This window comes from Flavobacterium esculini, assembly GCF_048284325.1.
Taxonomy (GTDB): domain Bacteria; phylum Bacteroidota; class Bacteroidia; order Flavobacteriales; family Flavobacteriaceae; genus Flavobacterium.
Genome location: NZ_JBLVPI010000011.1, coordinates 105162 through 119693 on the forward strand (window position 1 = coordinate 105162; position 14532 = coordinate 119693).

General features: G+C 34.6%; 17 protein-coding genes. 3 read left to right on the plus strand and 14 right to left on the minus strand.

From position 1 onward, the window contains the following. Nucleotides 1–3: 3 nt before the first annotated feature. On the minus strand, nt 4–1287 hold the full coding sequence (locus ACNQGG_RS10940) for an MFS transporter (protein ID WP_417963912.1): 1284 nt from the start codon (nt 1285–1287) through the stop codon (nt 4–6). Nucleotides 1288–1390: 103 nt separating this feature from the next. Here ACNQGG_RS10940 and bshC point away from each other — a divergent pair, with 103 nt between their 5' ends. Both bshC and ACNQGG_RS10950 read left to right on the plus strand, forming a co-directional pair. Beyond that, nucleotides 1391–2980, plus strand: coding sequence for a bacillithiol biosynthesis cysteine-adding enzyme BshC (bshC, locus tag ACNQGG_RS10945; RefSeq protein ID WP_417963914.1), 1590 nt, complete (start codon nt 1391–1393; stop codon nt 2978–2980). 87 nt (nt 2981–3067) lie between these two features. After that, on the plus strand, nt 3068–3487 hold the full coding sequence (locus tag ACNQGG_RS10950) for a nucleoside-diphosphate kinase (RefSeq protein ID WP_417963916.1): 420 nt from the start codon (nt 3068–3070) through the stop codon (nt 3485–3487). 119 nt (nt 3488–3606) lie between these two features. Here ACNQGG_RS10950 and ACNQGG_RS10955 read toward each other — a convergent pair whose 3' ends face one another. Together ACNQGG_RS10955 and ACNQGG_RS10960 are read right to left on the minus strand one after the other, a co-directional pair. Further along, entirely contained in the window at nt 3607–3903 is a 297-nt protein-coding gene (locus ACNQGG_RS10955) for a DciA family protein (protein ID WP_073355171.1), read from the minus strand. Then, nucleotides 3884–4432 carry a lipocalin family protein gene (locus ACNQGG_RS10960; protein ID WP_417963919.1) on the minus strand — a complete coding sequence of 183 codons (549 nt, stop codon included), beginning with the start codon at nt 4430–4432 and terminating at the stop codon, nt 3884–3886. Before ACNQGG_RS10960 ends, ACNQGG_RS10955 begins: the two co-directional genes overlap by 20 nt. A gap of 146 nt (nt 4433–4578) precedes the next feature. Between ACNQGG_RS10960 and ACNQGG_RS10965 the strand changes: the two genes are divergently transcribed. Beyond that, nucleotides 4579–5655: a serine hydrolase domain-containing protein gene (locus ACNQGG_RS10965; RefSeq protein WP_417963921.1), complete on the plus strand. Its 1077-nt coding sequence runs from the start codon at nt 4579–4581 to the stop codon at nt 5653–5655. A gap of 2 nt (nt 5656–5657) precedes the next feature. Here ACNQGG_RS10965 and ACNQGG_RS10970 read toward each other — a convergent pair whose 3' ends face one another. From ACNQGG_RS10970 to ACNQGG_RS11020, 11 genes are all read right to left on the minus strand, one after another. Further along, nucleotides 5658–5834: a hypothetical protein gene (locus ACNQGG_RS10970; RefSeq protein ID WP_417963923.1), complete on the minus strand. Its 177-nt coding sequence runs from the start codon at nt 5832–5834 to the stop codon at nt 5658–5660. 10 nt (nt 5835–5844) lie between these two features. Beyond that, nucleotides 5845–6798 (minus strand): signal recognition particle-docking protein FtsY, encoded by a 954-nt coding sequence (gene ftsY, locus ACNQGG_RS10975; protein ID WP_417963925.1) that lies wholly within the window; start codon nt 6796–6798, stop codon nt 5845–5847. Nucleotides 6799–6924: 126 nt separating this feature from the next. Further along, nucleotides 6925–7077, minus strand: a complete 153-nt coding sequence (locus tag ACNQGG_RS10980) for a DUF4295 domain-containing protein (RefSeq protein ID WP_143386768.1) — start codon at nt 7075–7077, stop codon at nt 6925–6927. A gap of 9 nt (nt 7078–7086) precedes the next feature. Beyond that, nucleotides 7087–7269, minus strand: coding sequence for a 50S ribosomal protein L33 (gene rpmG, locus ACNQGG_RS10985; RefSeq protein WP_017495179.1), 183 nt, complete (start codon nt 7267–7269; stop codon nt 7087–7089). A 27-nt stretch (nt 7270–7296) separates the two neighbouring features. After that, nucleotides 7297–7533 (minus strand): 50S ribosomal protein L28, encoded by a 237-nt coding sequence (rpmB, locus tag ACNQGG_RS10990; protein WP_024980263.1) that lies wholly within the window; start codon nt 7531–7533, stop codon nt 7297–7299. A 75-nt stretch (nt 7534–7608) separates the two neighbouring features. Next, the gene (locus ACNQGG_RS10995; protein ID WP_417963928.1) at nt 7609–8859 is read right to left on the minus strand and encodes a CinA family nicotinamide mononucleotide deamidase-related protein; all 1251 of its coding nucleotides are present in this window, start codon (nt 8857–8859) and stop codon (nt 7609–7611) included. A gap of 158 nt (nt 8860–9017) precedes the next feature. Continuing rightward, nucleotides 9018–9362 (minus strand): Hpt domain-containing protein, encoded by a 345-nt coding sequence (locus tag ACNQGG_RS11000; RefSeq protein ID WP_143386771.1) that lies wholly within the window; start codon nt 9360–9362, stop codon nt 9018–9020. Further along, the gene (locus ACNQGG_RS11005; RefSeq protein WP_417963930.1) at nt 9362–9973 is read right to left on the minus strand and encodes a fumarylacetoacetate hydrolase family protein; all 612 of its coding nucleotides are present in this window, start codon (nt 9971–9973) and stop codon (nt 9362–9364) included. The genes ACNQGG_RS11000 and ACNQGG_RS11005 overlap by 1 nt, the downstream gene beginning before the upstream one ends. Nucleotides 9974–10024: 51 nt before the next feature. Further along, the gene (locus ACNQGG_RS11010; protein ID WP_417963932.1) at nt 10025–10795 is read right to left on the minus strand and encodes an exonuclease domain-containing protein; all 771 of its coding nucleotides are present in this window, start codon (nt 10793–10795) and stop codon (nt 10025–10027) included. 154 nt (nt 10796–10949) lie between these two features. Then, on the minus strand, nt 10950–12251 hold the full coding sequence (locus tag ACNQGG_RS11015; RefSeq protein ID WP_417963934.1) for a dihydrolipoamide acetyltransferase family protein: 1302 nt from the start codon (nt 12249–12251) through the stop codon (nt 10950–10952). Between the two features lie 84 nt (nt 12252–12335). Beyond that, nucleotides 12336–13541: a glycosyltransferase family 2 protein gene (locus tag ACNQGG_RS11020; RefSeq protein ID WP_417963936.1), complete on the minus strand. Its 1206-nt coding sequence runs from the start codon at nt 13539–13541 to the stop codon at nt 12336–12338. Nucleotides 13542–14532: the final 991 nt, after the last annotated feature.

The window sequence follows — 14532 nt, forward strand, 5'->3', positions numbered from 1 at the left end:
ACATCAAAACTTATGCTCTTCTTTACTAATCATAAACAACGAAAATAAAGAGATACAGGCTGCAGTACTCAAATAAAAACCAACATAGGTCAAACTATATTGCGTCGCCAACCAAATCGCAATCATGGGCGCAAAAGCCGCTCCGATGATTCCTGCCAAATTAAATGCTAAAGAAGTCCCTGAGTAACGAACGGTGGTAGGAAACAATTCTGATAAAAAAGTACCCAAAGGGCCATACGTAAATCCCATCAAAGCCATTCCAACACATAAAAACAAAGTCACTAGAATGGTACTGCCTGAGTTTAAGAAAAAAGAAAATGCAAAACCAAAAATAGCAATAGCACTCGTGGCATAAATTAGCATTTTTCTACGCCCAATACGATCCGCAATTAGGGCCGAAACAGGAATTAAAAGTGCAAAAAACAATACCGAAAACAACTGCATCAATAGAAAATCTCTTTTAGAATAACCCAAATCAGAAGTTGCCCAGCTGAGCGTGAATACCGTCATGAGATAAAACACCAAGAAAGTAGTAATGGCGGCAAATGTGCCAAAAATCAATTGGTTTTTATAAAATTTCAATAAAGTAAAAAATGGTATTTTCACTTCTTCTTGTTCTTTTTTAGAGTTTTCAAAAGCGGGAGTTTCGGTGATTTTTAATCGAATATAAAAACCGACAACAACCAATAACGAACTCGCTATAAACGGAATCCTCCAGCCATAATCCAGAAAAGCATCGGCGCTCATCGTATCAGTCAAAATCAAGAAAGTCCCTCCCGAAAGCAATAAGCCTATTGGTGCTCCTAATTGGGGAAACATACCATACCAAGCACGTTTATTTGGCGGAGCATTTTCGATGGCCAATAATACGGCCCCACCCCATTCTCCTCCTAAACCAACTCCTTGACCAAATCGGCACAACATTAACAATAAAGGGGCAGCAATTCCAATGCTGGCATAACTCGGTAAGAAACCAATACTCACTGTTGAAATTCCCATCGTCAACAGCGCGATTACTAAGGTAGTCTTGCGGCCGATTTTATCTCCATAATGACCAAAAACCGCCGAACCAAGAGGTCGTGAAAGAAACGCTATCGAAAACGTGGCCAAGGATAGCAAAACCGAATTAGTACTGTCTGCTGAAGGAAAAAACAATTGAGGAAAAACTAAAACGGCTGCATTTGCATAAATATAAAAATCAAAAAATTCGATAGTTGTACCAATTAAACTGCCAAAAAGAACATGTTTTAATGAATTTTCTTTATTCGGATTTGAATTATCTTTCATAGGAATGTTAAAATATTCGATAAAATTGATACTATTTTTCGAAAGTAACAAATATTATAGTTCCAATTATTAGTGGTAATTTAGCAACATATAAAAATTTATTATGCCAACCGACTGTATCAGCTATCAGAATTCCGGATATTTCTCTCCTTTGATGAATGATTATTTAGACCAAAAGACAAACTTACAATCCCTATATAACAGATTCCCAACGCTTGAAAACTTTGAAGGACAAATTCTGGAGAAGCAAGCAAATTTTGATGATACTTCCCGAAAAACATTAGTTTCTGTTTTACAAAAACAATATTTAAATGTGGAAACTTCGGCTTTGACCAAACAAAATATTGACGCATTAAGCAATACAAATACATTTACTGTTACTACTGGACATCAATTAAATTTATTCAGTGGTCCTTTATATTTCCTGTATAAGATTATTTCTACTATTAATTTGACAACCGAATTAAAAGCGAAATACCCAACGTATAATTTTGCTCCCATTTATTGGATGGCAACTGAAGACCATGATTTTGAAGAAATCAATTATTTTAATTTTAAAGGGAAAAAATTCCACTGGAACAGAGAAAGCACTGGTCCTGTTGGGAGATTATCCACTGAAGGCTTGGATGAATTTCTTGAAATATTTGCATTGGAAATTGGTTCCAGCTTGAATGCAAATGCCATAAAAAAATTATTTGAGGACTCTTACATCAAACATGATAATCTAGCCGATGCCACAAGACATTTAGCGAATGCTTTGTTTGGAATTTACGGATTAGTAATTCTGGACGCTGATAATCAAGATTTAAAACGCAATTTTATTCCTTTTATAAAAGAAGAATTACTACACCAGTCTTCTCATTCATTAGTACTTGAAACTGCCGAAAAACTAAAAGAGTATACCGTTCAAGTAAATCCTCGTGAAATCAATTTGTTTTATATTGAAGATAATTTACGCGAACGCATCGTTTTTGAAAACAATACATACAAAGTAAACCATACTAAAATTGAGTTTTCGGAAACGGAAATTCTAACACTAATAGAAAACCATCCTGAAAAATTTAGTCCTAATGTGATTATGCGTCCATTGTATCAGGAAGTAATATTACCCAATTTATGTTATATTGGCGGAGGCGGAGAAATTGCGTATTGGTTGGAATTGAAATCCTTTTTTGCTTCCGCAAAAGTGACTTTCCCAATGCTTTTACTACGAAATTCGGTACTATTGGCAACCGAAAAACAAGCCAAAAAAGCAGACAAACTAGATTTAACTTGGACCGATTTGTTTTCAAAACAAACCCATTTAATAAATAATAAAACCAAACAATTATCGGAATTTCCAATCGATTTGACCAATCTGAAAGAGCAATTGCAAAAACAATTTGAAGTCCTTTATGAAGTAGCAAACAAAACGGATAAATCTTTCATTGGAGCGGTAAAAGCGCAGGAAGCAAAACAAACTAGAGGATTAGAAAATCTGGAAAAACGATTACTGAAGGCTCAAAAAAGAAATTTGAGCGCTATTTTACAACGCATCACGGACTTGCAAAACGAATTGTTCCCTAACCAAAGTTTACAGGAACGTCAAGCTAATTTTGCGGAATTCTATTTGGAAAACGGAGAGCATTTGATTCCTGCATTGATCAAACAATTAAAACCGTTGCAATCTAATTTTGAAATAATTGTACTTTAATTAAAATCAGCATTATTTCAATATCTTATTTGTAAAAACATTCAATAAAAAAATACTATTTTTGCACAAAATTTAAAAAACACAAAAATGGCTACGAATAGAACTTTTACAATGATTAAACCTGATGCTGTTACTAACGGACACATCGGAAACATACTTGCTATGATTACCACTGCAGGTTTCAAAATTATTTCTTTGAAATTAACACAATTAACTGTAGCTGATGCTCAAGCATTTTATGAAGTTCATGCTGCAAGACCTTTTTATGGTGAATTAGTGGAATTCATGTCAAGAGGACCAATTGTTGCTGCTATTTTAGAAAAAGATAACGCTGTTGAAGATTTCAGAACTTTAATTGGCGCAACAAATCCTGCTGAAGCTGCCGAAGGAACTATCCGTAAAGCATATGCTACTTCTATTGGAGAAAATGCAGTTCACGGTTCTGATAGCGATGAAAATGCAGCTATCGAAGGTGCTTTCCATTTTGCCGGAAGAGAGCAGTTTTAATTTATAATTGAAGATTTCAGATTTTTGAATTAAGATTTAGAAATTTTGTATAAATCAAAATCCCGTTTCAAAATTGAAACGGGATTTTTTTTATTTACAATCAAATAAATCTAAAAGCATTATCTCAAAACAACATCTTTAACCACATCACGACGCAATTCCTCATTAATCATAGCGACAATCTTAGATTTTCCGTGACTTAATTCTTCCCTTAATACTGATGAAGTTAACTCAACGTACAATGTACTTCCTTTCAAAACCACATTATTCGTATAACTGTTCACACCGTTCCCCATCAGATTTTTCCATGCGTCTTTAACGTCAATTTGATCCATTCCGGGTTGCAGTTTATTCACTTGGATAATTTGTTTCAAAACATCCCCAATCGTACTTTGATTATTTAACCTTTTTGCCATCGCCCAGTAAATTTATTGGTCCCGTTTTCTTGTAATGATATTCTTTTTTTTCTGCATTCAGCAACACTAATTCATCATCGGTCAAAGTGATTAATTCCTCACTCCATTTTGTAAAAGGAGTCGAATAATCAATATAAGCTTTATCGTCTTTGAATCGCACCGTCACGTTTTCATAAGTATCATTCACTAAAAAAGTCCCGTCTAATTGCGGTATTACCTTCTTCCGAATTCCTTTATTATTTTTATCTATTTCAAAGTAATCATAGCTTTCATTAATACTATAATCCTTATCTTTTACAGTATCGAAAGTAACCTTCTCAATTTCCCAATACCCATTTAATTTCTCAACATCGGCTGGCTTTATCTTTTGCTGACACGCCACAAAAAAGAGTGCTATAAAAAGAATTGTGAATGTATTTTTCATATTTAATTTATTTTTTGGAGCTATTTCCTGCTGTCCGTTATATCTTTCCCGTCCTGAACTTGTTTCAGGATCCTGAAACAAATTCAGGACGGGAAAGGATGTCATTTCCATCAGGGCTATGCATTCGAATAAAAAAGAAACTTTATTCTAAGGACAAAGTTAAACTTAATAAACTCAAACAAAAACAAAAAATTCAAAACACATTAAACTATTTTCTATATTTTTGGTCTTACCCTACAAATAGCCAGAACATGTCTAAAACAATCTACAGCCTGCTTTTCGCATTTTTGTGCATGAGTTGCAGTTCAGGATCTGCCGACCCAACTCCCACTCCTACACCTACAGAAACGCTCTATTTTCCTCCATTAACAGGTACAACTTGGGAAACAAAATCAATTGCAAGTTTGGGTTGGAAACAAACTGCTGTTCAGCCACTTTTGGATTATTTAGAACTGAAACACTCCAAAGGTTTCATTATTCTGGTCAATGGCCGAATTGTAATGGAAAATTATTTCAATGGACATACAGCAGCGACCAATTGGTATTGGGCAAGCGCCGGCAAAACATTGACAGCAACACTAACTGGGATTGCACAACAAGAAGGATTTTTGAACATCAACAATAAAGTTTCACAATACATTGGAACGGGTTGGACAAGTGAAACATTAGCCAAAGAAAATCTAATTACCTGCAAAAACTTACTCACCATGACTTCAGGTATCGAAGACATCGCTAATGGCGATACTGTCTCTCCTGCAGGTCTGCAATACAAGGCCGATGCAGGAACGCGATGGGCCTATCATAATGTGTATGTAAAATTACAAGATGTTATTGCGCAAGCTTCCGGTCAAACTTGGAACACTTATTTCAACACCAAATTAAGGGACAAAATAGGCATGGATGGCGCTTGGTTTCAGTCTGGTAACAATTCTGTTTATGGAAGCACCACGCGCAGCATGGCGCGTTTTGGATTACTGATGTGCAACAAAGGAAAATGGGATAACACCGTAATTTTGAATGAAAACTACTTTACCGAAGCAACAACTACTTCGCAAAACATTAATTTAGGATATGGCTATTTATGGTGGCTGAATGGAAAAAGCAGCTATCATTTGCCGCAATCCCAACTTACAATTCCCGGAAGTATCATACCGTCTGCACCAAACGATATGTTTATGGCATTAGGAAAAAATGACCAAAAAATCTATGTCATTCCAAGCAAGAAAATGGTCGTTATCAGAATGGGTGATGCTGCAGATAATACCAATCTGGCTTTGTCTGATTTTGATGATGTGTTATGGCAAAAAATCAATGCCTTGTATCAATAAATCTATTTTGTTTTCAATCGTTTCATAAAACCTAAAACGAAGAAAACCAAACCAATTACCAATAAGAAATAATACAAACCAATACTTTTATCTCGGATAAGATTTGCCAATATAAAAGAAATAATACTTACAAAGTAAAAATAAATGGGATTGCTATTTTTGATGGAAGAAAAATTCATTACCTAATTATTATTTAAAAAAACTGTCAACAAATTCATATTTATTAAAAACCTGAAGATCTTCTATTCCTTCTCCAACACCAATGTATTTTACAGGAATTTGAAATTGATCTGAGATTCCTATAACAACTCCACCTTTGGCTGTTCCATCCAGTTTAGTAACCGCTAAACAAGTAACCTCAGTAGCGGCTGTAAATTGTTTTGCTTGCTCAAAAGCATTTTGACCGGTAGAACCATCCAAAACCAATAATACATCGTGTGGCGCATCACCAACAACTTTTTGCATTACACGTTTCACTTTGGTCAATTCATTCATTAAATTAATTTTGTTATGCAAACGTCCCGCAGTATCAATAATCACAATATCGGCATTTTGAGCAACCGCTGATTGTAAAGTATCAAAAGCTACTGAGGCCGGATCGCTTCCCATATCTTGACGAACAATAGGCACACCTACTCTATCCGCCCATATTTGCAATTGATCAATGGCTGCAGCACGAAAAGTATCCGCTGCACCTAAAACTACTTTATAACCCGCTTTTTTGAATTGATACGCCAATTTACCAATAGTAGTTGTTTTCCCAACTCCGTTCACACCAACCACCATTAAAACATAAGGTTTTGTTTGAGTCGGAATTACAAATTCACTAGCTTCACCGGTATTTGTTTCAGATAACAACGCGGCGATTTCTTCTCGCAATATTTGATTGAGTTCTTCTATACCCAGATATTTATCTGAGGCAACACGATTTTCAATTCGAGTGATTATTTTCAGTGTAGTATTCACACCTACATCTGAAGCAACAAGGATTTCCTCTAGATTATCTAAAACTTCATCATCAACCTTTGACTTTCCGGCAACCGCTTTAGTTAACTTCGAAAAGAAATTAGTTTTTGATTTTTCAAGACCTTTGTCTAATGTTTCTTTTTTCTCGGAAGAAAATATTTTTTTAAAAAAACTCATTGTATTTGTGGTATAAAAATGATGTAGTAGTCTTAAAAACCCTTACGTTTTTCTAATCGGTAAATATAGAAAATAAAAAAGCTACTTCCGAATGAAAGTAGCTTTTCTATATAATACGCTTATGAATTATTTCTTTTTCAAGAATTCATCAACTGCTTCTGGAGTCATAATAGATTCTACGAATGTATATGCTCCTGTTACTGGAGATTTCACCATTTTGATGGCTTTTGATAATCTCTTAGAAGATGTCTGTAACGATGCTACTGTTTTCTTTGCCATGACTAATTATTATTTAATTTCTTTATGAACAGTTACACGCTTCAAGATTGGATTAAATTTCTTAATCTCTAATCTGTCTGGAGTATTCTTTTTGTTCTTTGTTGTTATGTATCTTGAAGTCCCTGCAACACCTGATGTTTTGTGTTCAGTACATTCTAAAATTACCTGGATTCTATTACCTTTCTTTGCCATCTTGCTATTTTTTTATTTTGGAATGGATTATTTAATAAATCCTTCTGACTGCGCTTTTTTCAAAACTGCAGCGATTCCATTTTTATTAATTGTTTTTATCGTAGATGCAGCTACTCTTAGAGTAATCCATCTATCTTCTTCTGGAAGATAAAAACGCTTTTTAACTAAGTTTACAGAAAATTTTCTCTTAGTTTTGTTCATAGCGTGAGAAACGTTATTTCCTACCATCGCTCTTTTACCTGTAAGGTCACAAACTCTTGACATTATACTTATCTTTTATCGTTATTCAAAATCAGGGTGCAAAGAAAAGAAAAATAAACCTATTACGCAAAGAAAATATTACACATTTTTCAAAATTTCTTTCTGCAACAGCTCTAAACTTTTAATTACGGCTCTATCTATCACTTTTTCACGGGGTTGACCAAAATTAAATTCTTCAACAATTACTTCGCTTGGTGTAGCCAATGCGATAAAAACGGACCCAATTTCTGCATCTGAGTCTCCTTTTGACGGTCCTGCGTTTCCGGTTGTAGCAATTGCATAATCTGTTTTCATCATCTTTTGTATACTCAAAGCCATAGCCGAAACTACTTCTCTACTCACAACAGAATATTCCTTTATGAGGTTTTCAGGTATACCTAAAACATCAATTTTAACGGCTGTCGCATACGAAACCACACTCCCCTTAAAATATTTGGAAGAACCAGAAACCGAAGTCAAAACTTCTGCGATTTTCCCCCCTGTGCAACTTTCGGCAGTAGAAATGGTTTTTTGTTGTTTTCTTAACATTTCTCCTACTACCACTTCCAGGGTTTCATCATCATCAAAACCAACGATAATATCATGGATTATAGTATCCAGCGATTTTACATTTTCTTCAATGGCGGCTTCTAATTTTCCTTTATCAGTCCCACGAGCCGAAAGACGCAAACGAACTCTTCCCGGCGCAGGCAGATATGCTAATTTGATATATTCAGGAAGGTTATTTTCCCATTCTTCAATACGCTCAGCAACCATACTTTCTCCTTGACCGTAAGTAAGAATTGTTTTATGAAGAATATAGGGGCGTTTGTATTCACGGACAACTTTTGGAATTATCTCATGCTCTACTAAATATTTCATTTCGAAAGGAACTCCCGGAAGCGAAATAAATACTGTATTTTCCTTTTTCATCCACATTCCTGGCGCAGTTCCTACCTGATTGTGAAGTACAGTACATTTTGATGGAACCAATGCCTGGTCCTTATTGATTTGGGTAATTGTTCGCTTATAAAAACCCTCAATAATTTGCGTAACATGAGCAAGTACCTTTTGATCAACAACTAATTCATCTTCAAAATAATCACAAAATGTTTTCTTAGTTACATCATCTTTTGTTGGCCCTAAACCGCCAGTAATAATAACCAAATCTACTGTGTTTTGAAGCTTGGCAAACGTATCTAAAATATGTGTTTTGTCGTCGCTTATTGAAATCATTTCGTTAATTTCAACACCAATTTTATCGAACGATTTAGCAATAAAACCAGAATTTGTATCGACAATTTGGCCTATTAAAATTTCGTCACCTATAGTAACTATGGTTGCTTTCATTTTTTCTAAGTGAAATTTTTTGTGAGATTATAATCTAAAAAGAGGAATGTCTAAATTAGCACACTCCGTTTTTGTGTTAGGGATAAAAGTGAAATTTCTCCTGATTTTTCTTCAAGAGATTACTTCGTCAGGGTGTAATGGACAGACCGGCCCCGATTTTATAGATCAAAGTCTTTTTTAATTTCTTTGATAGCATCATTGACCTGATTTTTAACGCTCTTAAAAGTTTCTTTGATGTCTTTCTTTTTACCTTCGGCTTTAGTCCAGGCTTCGATTTGAAGAATTTCTTCAAAAGCCACATTTAAACCCATCAAATCCAGCGTTGGTTTTATTTTGTGCGCATAAGCATAAGCATGCTTATGGTCTTTCTTTTTAATCCCTTCTTTGATTTGCAATAAATCGTCTGGAACTTCAGTAACGAACAAAGTCAAAATTTCATTTACAAATTCTGCATCGTTGTCTGAAAGTGCGTACACTTTTGAAAGGTTGTAGTTTATAGCCATTATTTTACTTGTATTCTAAATAGTTGTTGTCCTTCTAAAAACCCTTCTAAAACGTCATCCGGCTTTACGGCAGCAACTCCTTCTGGAGTTCCCGTAAATATGATATCCCCAATTTTTAAGGTAAAAAACTGAGAAACATGCGAAATTAGCTCATCAATTTTCCACAGCATAAGACTAGAATTACCTATTTGTACCGTTTTATTATTGTTGGTTAATTCAAAAGTAATATTTTCTAATGAACTAAATTGATTTTTTGGTAAAAATTCTCCTATAACCGCCGAGCCATCAAATGCTTTGGCTTTTTCCCAAGGCAAACCCTTAGCTTTTAATTGACTTTGCAAATCACGCGCGGTAAAATCAATTCCCACACTAATTTCATCATAATACTTATGGGCAAACTTAGGCTCGATGTATTTACCAACCTTATTTATTTTGACAATAATTTCAATCTCGTGATGAATATCCTCCGAAAATTCAGGGATTACAAACGGATGCTGTTTCAATAAAACAGCCGAATCCGGCTTCATAAAAACCACTGGTTCTGTAGGTCTTTCGTTTTGTAATTCCTCTATATGGTTGGCATAATTCCTACCGATGCAGATTATCTTCATAAATATTAGTATTCAGTTTTCAGTCGCAGCTTACAAACTGCAACTAAAAACTTATTTTGTATTTAATTTTCTTAATTTAATCGCCGTCAATACCTTTTTAGTATACAAAGGAAAATCTGCATTTTGCATCCAACTGAAATAACCAGGCTCTGTTTCTAAGACTTTATTCACCTTAACTCCTTTGTGTTTTCCAAAAGCAAAAATCTCTTCGTCATCTTTATCAAAAGCAATCATACCGGCAAAATCAGCAATTCTCTTTCTTGTAGTAAATTCCGATAATAATTTCATATCGTTTTCCAATTCAGGATAACGATCTAGTTGCGCTTTTAAAATTTCGTAAGTCGCCATGGTATCCGCTTCGGCAGAATGCGCATTTTCAAGCGTTTTACCGCAATAAAATTTATGTGCAGCACCTAATGTGCGCTCTTCCATTTTATGAAAAACGGTTTGCACATCTACTGAAACCCTGCCTTTCATATCAAAATCCACTCCGGCTCTCAACATTTCTTCAGCAAGTAATGGAATATCAAAACGATCCGAATTAAATCCAGCCAAATCACTGTCTTTAATCATATTATAAACTTGCGTTGCTAATTCATTAAAAGTTGGTTCACTCGCCACTTTTTCGTCTGTAATTCCATGAACAGCGGTTGTTTGAGGCGGAATTGGAATGGTTGGATTCACTAACCACGTTTTGCTTTCCTTGTTTCCGTTCGGAAAAACTTTAAATATTGAGATTTCTACAATTCTATCCTTTCCGATATCAATTCCTGTGGTTTCAAGATCGAAAAAGCAAATTGGTTTATTGAGTTTAAGTTCCATTTTTAAATTTTGTATGAGTACAAATATAAATTTTAACCATTAATTTTACTAATTTATTTTGACTCGAAAGTACGAAGACGCGAAGTTATAAAAAACAAAACCCTTTCAGATTTTAAAAACGCTGAAAGGGTTACTCTTTATAATTTTGAAACTATTAAAAATCTCTGTCGATATCGAAAGCTTCCAGATATTCAGCCACTCGTTTCACAAAACTACCTCCTAAAGCTCCATCTACGACTCTATGGTCATAACTGTGCGACAAGAACATCTTCTGACGAATACCAATAAAATCCCCTTCTGGAGTTTCAATTACCGCTGGCATTTTACGGATTGCTCCAAGGGCTAAAATTCCCACTTGCGGTTGATTGATAATCGGCGTACCAAAAACACTTCCAAAAGTTCCCACATTCGTAACAGTGTACGTTCCGCCTTGTGTATCATCTGGTTTAAGTTTTCCAGCTTTTGCGCGGCCTCCTAAATCGTTGACTGCTTTTGCCATTCCAACTAAATTTAATTGATCCGCATTTTTAATTACTGGCACAATCAAATTTCCGTTTGGCAATGACGCGGCCATTCCTAGATTAATATTTTTCTTTTTGATGATAAAATCACCATCTACAGAGATGTTCATTCCAGGAAAATCTTTTATTGCTTTTGCAACTGCTTCCATGAAAATTGGAGTATAAGTCAACTTTTCCCCTTCTCTCTTTTCGAAAGCAATTTTATTTTTTTCTCTCCATTTTACAATATTTGTCACATCCACTTCAATAAATGACTGAACGTGCGCTGATGTTTGTACCGAAGCGACCATATAACCCGCAATTAACTTGCGCATTCTATCCATTTCTATAATTTCATCACCACCACTTAAGGATATCGGAGCTGCTTTTTGAGCAACTGGAACTGTTATTGTTTTTTGAGCTGCTACACCCGGAGTCGAAACTACAGGCTGGCTTGTTCTATCTTTTACGTACTCTAAAATATCATTTTTAGTAACTCTTCCATCCTTTCCAGTTCCAGAAATCGATTCTAATTCGGCAACCGAAACACCTTCTTCTTTGGCTATATTTTTAACCAAAGGTGACAAGAATTTTTCGGAATTTGAGAAATCTGCTGGAACAGCAACCGCTTCTTTGGCTGCATCAACTGTTTTTTCAATTGCCGCAACGGCAACCGGAACTTCCACTTCTTGTACCGTTTCAGTAACGGCAGCGCTATCCGTTTCAATAATGGCAATGGTTTGCCCTACTTGAACCAAATCATCTTTACCAAACAATTGTTCTACTAAAACCCCTGAAACCTCACTTGGCACTTCGCTATCGACTTTATCAGTAGCAATCTCAAGTACCGCTTCATCGGCTTCAATTTTGTCTCCAACTTGTTTCAACCAATTTGTAATAGTCGCTTCTGCAACGCTTTCTCCCATTTTTGGAAGCTTTAATTCAAATCTTGCCATATTATTAACCTAAAAGGTGATTTTGATTTTCAGTTTGCGAAATTACTAAATATTTTGAATATAAATTACATTTAATGTAATTTTTCACTCTATTTTAATAACCTCACCTCTTTCGTTACTATTATTACTTCCAATTAAAAAATTAGCGTTTTTTGGAATAATTTTAAAGGTAAATCCTTTATTTCTTGAAGATTCGAGAATTGCGATGCTTTCTTTAAAAGAAACGAATTCATTATCCAAAATAATTTCGGTTTCATCTCCACTTCTTAGCGAAGACGAAATTACCATTTTTTCTGTTTTTAAATCGTGAAATGAGACTTTTTTTTGCAAAACTAAAGCCACTTTACTTACTAATTTTTCATTTGAAGAATAAAGCAGATATGATTTTGGAGGGATTTTTATTTTGGGTTTTCCCTGAAACATTTTCACAAAAGAAAAAAAAACAATTCCTATTTTCATAAAAAGAAAAAATATAACGGATCCCGAACCGTCGGGACGAAAATGCTTTTTATAAAAGAAATTCATTGCTTCCTGAAAACGCTTCATATACGTTTCGTCCTTAATAGTACTTTCCCCTTTATAATGTATTACGGTGGTTTGATGGAAATAGTAATTGGATTTTCCCTTTTGCAACATCAAATAAGACAAATCAATATCGTCTGAATACATGAAACAATCTTCATCAAAACCGCCTACTTCAAGATATAAATCTCTTTTCATGAACATAAAAGCTCCTACGAGAATGTCCACTTTTCCCGTTTCATTTTCATTTAAATGTTGTGCATAATATTTCCCGAATATTCTTGTCCCGAAACTTCGGGAGGGAAACAATTTGCACAAACCTGTAATTTTAGTAAAAGCGACCCAAGGTTTAGGAACGCCACGTTTGCTTTCGGGCAGAAAATTTCCGGAGCCATCAATAAGTTTACACCCTATAATTCCCGTTGAATCGTTTAATTGCGAAGAATGAAGCAATCTTGCGAAAGCCAATACTTTCACAAACGTATCTTCAGCGAGGACTGTATCTGGATTGAGAATGCAAATGTATTCGCCTTGAGCTTGAGCAACTCCTATATTATTGCCTTTTGGAAAACCTAAATTTTCGCTATTTTGAATGAGTTTTATGTTTGGAAAACGCTGCTTCATCATTGTACAACTATCATCAGAAGAATTATTATCGATTACAATGATTTCGCCGTCAATGGTTTCTAACGCATTTTGCACGCTTAATACACATTGTTCCAGAAAATAGCGAACGTTATAATTGAGGATAATGACGGATAGTTGCAAGGCTTATTATTTTAGTTTTTTGGGATTTTGTATCGCATTAAAAACTCTTAAAATCACAATATTTTCTTTCTCGACAGAATAGATAATTTTAAAACTCCAAATGGCTGCAAATCTAACTTTTTCGATATTAATTATTGGCTCAACCGGAAATTTATAGAGGGTATTTGGCAGAGAATTTTTTAACTACCCAAATTTACATTATTTTATTGAAAATTAAAAAACATCTTTTTTTCTTAGCCCCGATGGAAGGGAAAATCCTTTCTAGTCCTGAAGTTGTTTCAAGTTCCTGAAACAAGTTCAGGACTAGAAAGATTAGAATGACAGCGGGAACAATGTCTCCAAATAAAACTAGATCATTCGCTCCTAAAAATCAGCCTAAAGTTTTTAATTTTAACATTACTTGAACCACAAAAACTTGAAACATGGTGTAAATGATCACTTTTGCAAAAAAGTTATGCTTCGTAACGAATTCATACCTTATAACTCATACCCTATTTCATACTCTGCAAACTCACTAAAAATAGCTTTAACCACTGTAAAACAAGGCATAATCTTAAAAATAAAAAAATAATTATTTATCAGTATTTTTCATCTTTTATCATAAAAATAGAGCCCTAATTATAGAATCCATCGAATATAAATTTGCAGCTTTGCTCTTATGAAAGCACTGCCTACAGATATAAACTCAAAGCTGGATGAGCGCACTAGCACTGAATTGGTATGGCAAAAATCAGCGGAGCATTTGCTAATAAAGTAGTATGGTATAGTCAAACACAAAAAATTTGAATACGCTCTAGAGGCATCAGTTTCACAAAACACTTCGGAATTCTTCGCGAAAAAAGAGGTCTATTGTTTATGATCCAGCCACAGTTAAAGCAAAAGAAAAGTATAATAAACTATTTAGAAATAAAATAACAGCTTTTTAATCGAATATAGAAACAGCTGTAACACATTTTAAAAATCAAGAACCAACAGCTGAAGAAGTTAAAAA

Excerpts from the sequence above, each read along its gene's own strand:
- ACNQGG_RS10965 (WP_417963921.1), top strand. The coding sequence starts at position 4,579 with ATGTCTAAAACAATCTACAGCCTGCTTTTCGCATTTTTGTGCATGAGT.
- ACNQGG_RS11000 (WP_143386771.1), bottom strand. The coding sequence starts at position 9,362 with ATGGCTATAAACTACAACCTTTCAAAAGTGTACGCACTTTCAGACAAC.
- ACNQGG_RS10940 (WP_417963912.1), bottom strand. The coding sequence starts at position 1,287 with ATGAAAGATAATTCAAATCCGAATAAAGAAAATTCATTAAAACATGTT.
- rpmG (WP_017495179.1), bottom strand. The coding sequence starts at position 7,269 with ATGGCAAAGAAAGGTAATAGAATCCAGGTAATTTTAGAATGTACTGAA.
- ACNQGG_RS10950 (WP_417963916.1), top strand. The coding sequence starts at position 3,068 with ATGGCTACGAATAGAACTTTTACAATGATTAAACCTGATGCTGTTACT.
- bshC (WP_417963914.1), top strand. The coding sequence starts at position 1,391 with ATGCCAACCGACTGTATCAGCTATCAGAATTCCGGATATTTCTCTCCT.
- rpmB (WP_024980263.1), bottom strand. The coding sequence starts at position 7,533 with ATGTCAAGAGTTTGTGACCTTACAGGTAAAAGAGCGATGGTAGGAAAT.
- ACNQGG_RS11010 (WP_417963932.1), bottom strand. The coding sequence starts at position 10,795 with ATGGAACTTAAACTCAATAAACCAATTTGCTTTTTCGATCTTGAAACC.
- ACNQGG_RS11005 (WP_417963930.1), bottom strand. The coding sequence starts at position 9,973 with ATGAAGATAATCTGCATCGGTAGGAATTATGCCAACCATATAGAGGAA.
- ACNQGG_RS11015 (WP_417963934.1), bottom strand. The coding sequence starts at position 12,251 with ATGGCAAGATTTGAATTAAAGCTTCCAAAAATGGGAGAAAGCGTTGCA.
- ACNQGG_RS10955 (WP_073355171.1), bottom strand. The coding sequence starts at position 3,903 with ATGGCAAAAAGGTTAAATAATCAAAGTACGATTGGGGATGTTTTGAAA.
- ftsY (WP_417963925.1), bottom strand. The coding sequence starts at position 6,798 with ATGAGTTTTTTTAAAAAAATATTTTCTTCCGAGAAAAAAGAAACATTA.
- ACNQGG_RS10980 (WP_143386768.1), bottom strand. The coding sequence starts at position 7,077 with ATGGCAAAGAAAACAGTAGCATCGTTACAGACATCTTCTAAGAGATTA.
- ACNQGG_RS10995 (WP_417963928.1), bottom strand. The coding sequence starts at position 8,859 with ATGAAAGCAACCATAGTTACTATAGGTGACGAAATTTTAATAGGCCAA.
- ACNQGG_RS10960 (WP_417963919.1), bottom strand. The coding sequence starts at position 4,432 with ATGACATCCTTTCCCGTCCTGAATTTGTTTCAGGATCCTGAAACAAGT.
- ACNQGG_RS10970 (WP_417963923.1), bottom strand. The coding sequence starts at position 5,834 with ATGAATTTTTCTTCCATCAAAAATAGCAATCCCATTTATTTTTACTTT.